The following is a 4262-nucleotide window of genomic DNA, read 5'->3' as shown; positions in this document are numbered from 1 at the left end:
GTTTATGCCGAGCGCGCAACTATGCCGAGCGGGCGCAGGATCACGCGGTTTTCGTGGGGCTTTGAGGTAGTCGGCTCGGCATAGTTTTACGGTCCTGCCATGGGCCGTTGGCGGCGTCACGTCATCCTGCGGCGCGCTTGGCCGTGACCGGTGACCTGACCGACGTGGTCCAGAAGTGCGCGCGACAGCGCCCGGATATTGTCGGGCGAAAAGCCGCCGTCGTTCGGGCGGGGCGCGTCGGCCAAGGAACGCCGGTTCCACTTCCAATAGGGCGTGAGCACGTCTGCGAGCCGCTTCGTCTCGGCACAATCATGGCCAAAGCCGGTCGCGTTGGCATAGGCGAGCGATCTGGCGACGTGGAGTCCGATGTAGCGGGCGCACCATGTGTCGGGAAAGCCGACGTCGAGCAAATGCGACGACAAGGCAAGCTGGGCGACGATACCAGCGTTGTATAGGAAATCGGGTCCATCACCCGGCGCTTCAGGCGCCAGCGAAAGCATGAACTCCTCCGCCCGCCGATAGCGTGCGCGGCTCAGGTCACGTCCTTCGCGGGTTCGCTGTAGCTGGACGGGCTCGGCGTGATGGGTTCGCCATAATGCGATCAGCGCGGTGTGGCGGCGGCTGGCCGCGGACGCCGCCCGCGTCTTGACGGGCGCGCCGATCCGAGCGGGCTGCGTAATGGGGATAAGGTTGTTCATGTTCACCTCCGGTCCGCATCGGAGCGTTACGCGAGAGGAATGAGACGATGCGGAACGGTCCCGAACTCCCGCACGCTAGGCGCGGGAGCCGCCGGAGCTGGTAACATGCACACGACATGCGCCGCCGCCTTTAACCCGAAGGTCTGGACATGCGCGACGGCACCCCGGAAACCGAGGTGTCCGAGTTCGTTCGTGTGCGGGATTACCAGTCCCGGCGCTGCCCTTTGCGCGGCGCCGGAACTGGATAACAGAGGCGAGTCCCCGCGCCAAGGCCGGGCTACAGCGCGTCGAGAAATGCCAGAAGCTGATCCTCCGGTTCGAAGCGCGCTGCCCGTCTGGAATGAAGGGGCTGGAGCTTGGCGAGCGCTGCTGTCTTCAGCGCGATATGGGCATGGAGATAGGCCTGGGTGGTCTGGATCGACTCATGCCCGAGCCACAATGCGATCACCGAAATATCGACGCCCGCCTGGAGGAGTTCCATGGCGGCGGTGTGTCTGAGAACATGCGGGGACACCCGTTTATGGTACAGCGACGGGCAGCGCTCGCGCGCCGATCTAACATGCTTGGCGAGGAGAAACTGGACGGCATCGGGACTGAGGCGTCCGCCATGCATGTTCGGAAACAGTGCCGATGCGCCGCCGCGTACCGGTTCCTTCAGCCAGACCCGCAAAGCGGTGCGCGTGTGCCGTGTGAGCGGCGTACGCCGTTCCTTGCGGCCTTTGCCGAGGCACAGGACATGCGAAACCGCGCCCAGCGTGACGGCATCGCGATCGAGACTGGTCAGTTCGGAAAGGCGCAAGCCTGTCTGCACGGCGAGCAGCAGCAGCGTGTAATCGCGGCGGCCCAGCCACGTCAGTCTGTCGGGCGCGGCGAGAATGGCTTCGATCTCGGCGCGCGAGAGGAAATGCACCTCGCGCTTCTCGTGGAGCTTGCCGGGTATGGCGAGAATGCGCTGAATCTGTGCGCTATAGGCCGGCTCCTCGAATGCGATGAAACGGAAGAATGCCCGGATCGCGGTCAATCTGAGGTTGCGTGTGGCGACCCCGATGATGCGGCTTGCCGCGAGATCTTCGAGGAATGCGATGACGAACGGCGCATCGAGGTCGACAAGGTCCAGGCTCGAGGGCGGCTTGTTGAGGGTGCGCTGGGCAAATCTGAACAGGAGCCGAAACGTGTCCCTGTAGGACGCGACGGTATGCGGACTGGCATTGCGCTGATGGATCAGCCGCTGCGTGAAGAAGCGCTCGATCAACATCGGCAGGAGGGGCGCATCGGTCATGACACGCCCTCCCACCGGGTCTCAAGCCGGTGCACGGCATGCTCCATGAGCTCGGGGCAAGCCGAGAGATACCAGTAGGTGTCGCGCGTATGGCTATGGCCGAGATAGGTGGAGAGCACCGGCAGGAGCTGCTCGACATCCTCGCCCGCGCGATACCAGCGCAGGAGCATGTTGACGGCAAAGCTATGGCGCAGATCATGGATGCGTGGGCCGCCACCCGAGCCCGGACGCAGGCCAAGCTGCCGCGACACTGCGCAGAATACGAGATGGATGTTCTGGTGATAGAGCTGTCCGCCATGCTCTCCGGTGAAAAAATGCAGGCCGGCGGATCGGCATCGGCGCGCATTGCGGCGTGTGACGTAATCGTTGAGGGCGGCGACGGTCGAGGGGGAAATGGGTACGATGCGCGACTTGCCGAACTTGGTCTCGCGAATGGTCAAAATGCCGGTGTCGAGATCGACGTCGTCGCGCTTCAGCCTGAGCGCTTCCCCGACCCGCAGGCCGGTTACTGCAAGAAGGCCGAAGAGATAATGATAGGTCCAGCGGCGCAAGCGGGTCGCTGGCGTTAGCGCCCGCATCGCGTCCAGCAGCCCCGCGATCTCGAGCTCGGTGTAGATGTAGGGCGCAGGGCGCGGTGTTGACCGAACAATCCCGGCTGGTGGAATATCCGTGCGGGGTTCGGTGCAGGACAAATGCCGGGCAAAGCTGCGGACGGTGCCGAGGCGGGAGGGCCAGGATGCGGGTCCCGCGGCGCCGGTCGCCCAGTCTATAGCCAGCTTGTTGGTGATGATGGCTTCGCCCTGCGCGTCCATGAAAGCGACGAAGTCGATCAGCAGGTGTTCGGCCGATGTGAACTTGTAGCCGAACCCGCGCTGCATGTTCACATAGCGATCGAGGGCGGCTCGCAGCGGGGTCATAGCCCACCGCCCGGCCATGGCAGGCTCAGTGTTCGCAGGCTCGCCAGGTCGACCTTGGCGTAGATGCGGGTGGTATCGTGATCCTGGTGCCGCAGAACCTGACCGATCTCGGTGAGCGATGCGCCCGAGCGTAGAAGCTCAGTAGCCAAGGTATGCCGGAAAACATGTGCTCCGCGATGGATCGCACCGGTCACGACGGCCCGAGCGAGTGCTCGTCCTGCAATGTTCGTTATCCCGCTCGAGGTGGGGAACCCGCTGTGGGGCGGACGCGCGCGCAGAAAAACCCGGCGGCTGGCGGATGCCGGGCGCCCGTTGCGCAAATAGGCGACGAGCGCCGCACCGATATCTGGAGGCAGCGGCATAGTCGCCGGCTGCCGGCCTTTACCCTGAATCCGAAACTGGCCTGCGCGCCAATCGATGTCGTCGAGGGTGAGGGTGGCAATCTCGTTCGCCCGCAGTCCGAGCCCGCCAAGCAGCATGAGGACGGCATAATCGCGCCGTCCCACGGCCGTATCCCGGTCGCAGCTTCGGTAAATCTGTTGAAGTTGCGCAGCCGAAAGATAGGTCGGCAGCCTTGTGAGGCTCCACGTCCTGATCGACGGGATGCAGGCCGCCAGTTCATGGCCAATTACGCCTTCGACCTGCAGGTAGGTAAGGAATGATCGCAGGCGGGAGCACATCAGCTTCGCCGTTATGGCGCTTCCGTCAGAAGCATGCCGCTCGACGTATCCGACGATATCGTCTTGCGACAGGCTGGCCAGATCAGCGGTGCGGGTTATGGAAAGGTCGTGCAGGAATCGCTGTATGAACCAGATATAGTTCTTCGACGAGGCAGGGAGGAGGCCGCGTCGCGCTTCGAGATACTCCCGAAAACTCTCCAGAATCTGTTCTCTGGGGTCGCGCTTCGCCGGCAGCTCAGGGCCAATTATCTCGGCCTCGCGAAGGACCGCGACCAATCGGCGCAGCGCGGAGCGATCGCCGGCGCGCAACGGGTGTTGGCGCGTTCGAGCAGCAAGAAAGCGCCCGACGAGGTGCTCATCAATATCGTGGAAGCCGAAATGACGATCGGTCAGCCAGCGGGTGAAACGGAAGACCAAACTGATCGCTCGCCCCCCATGATGCGGACCATAGCCATCGTTACGTAGGCGTTCCGTATAGTGATCAATGCCCTCCCTGAAGGGTCCCGCTCTCAAGCGGCGCAAAATACGACTGCGGCGTAAATGCTCGTCCAGGGTCATAACGTCCTCCTTCGGCGATGGGTGCCTGGAAGGACGGTAAAACTATGCCGAGCCGGCTACCTCAAAACCCTGGGAAAACCGCGCGATCCTGCGTCCGCTCGGCATAGTCAGGCGCTCGGCATAAACCCCC

4 protein-coding genes are annotated in these 4262 nt (G+C 63.4%); all 4 read right to left on the bottom strand.

Translation table 11 applies throughout. The annotated features are described in order from the left end of the window. Positions 1 to 116: 116 nt before the first annotated feature. Entirely contained in the window at positions 117 to 698 is a 582-nt protein-coding gene (locus M9978_RS22865) for a hypothetical protein (protein WP_254297464.1), read from the bottom strand. Between the two features lie 277 nt (positions 699 to 975). Then, a complete protein-coding gene (locus M9978_RS22860; RefSeq protein WP_254297462.1) occupies positions 976 to 1977 on the bottom strand; it encodes a tyrosine-type recombinase/integrase in 1002 nt (333 codons plus the stop codon). Continuing rightward, positions 1974 to 2894: a tyrosine-type recombinase/integrase gene (locus tag M9978_RS22855; protein WP_254297460.1), complete on the bottom strand. Its 921-nt coding sequence runs from the start codon at positions 2892 to 2894 to the stop codon at positions 1974 to 1976. Before M9978_RS22855 ends, M9978_RS22860 begins: the two co-directional genes overlap by 4 nt. Then, positions 2891 to 4132, bottom strand: a complete 1242-nt coding sequence (locus M9978_RS22850; protein WP_254297459.1) for a site-specific integrase — start codon at positions 4130 to 4132, stop codon at positions 2891 to 2893. Before M9978_RS22850 ends, M9978_RS22855 begins: the two co-directional genes overlap by 4 nt. Positions 4133 to 4262 lie beyond the last annotated feature (130 nt).

Source organism: Sphingomonas tagetis, assembly GCF_024211275.1.
GTDB lineage: Bacteria > Pseudomonadota > Alphaproteobacteria > Sphingomonadales > Sphingomonadaceae > Sphingomonas > Sphingomonas tagetis.
This window is presented reverse-complemented; position numbering and strand designations above follow the sequence as displayed.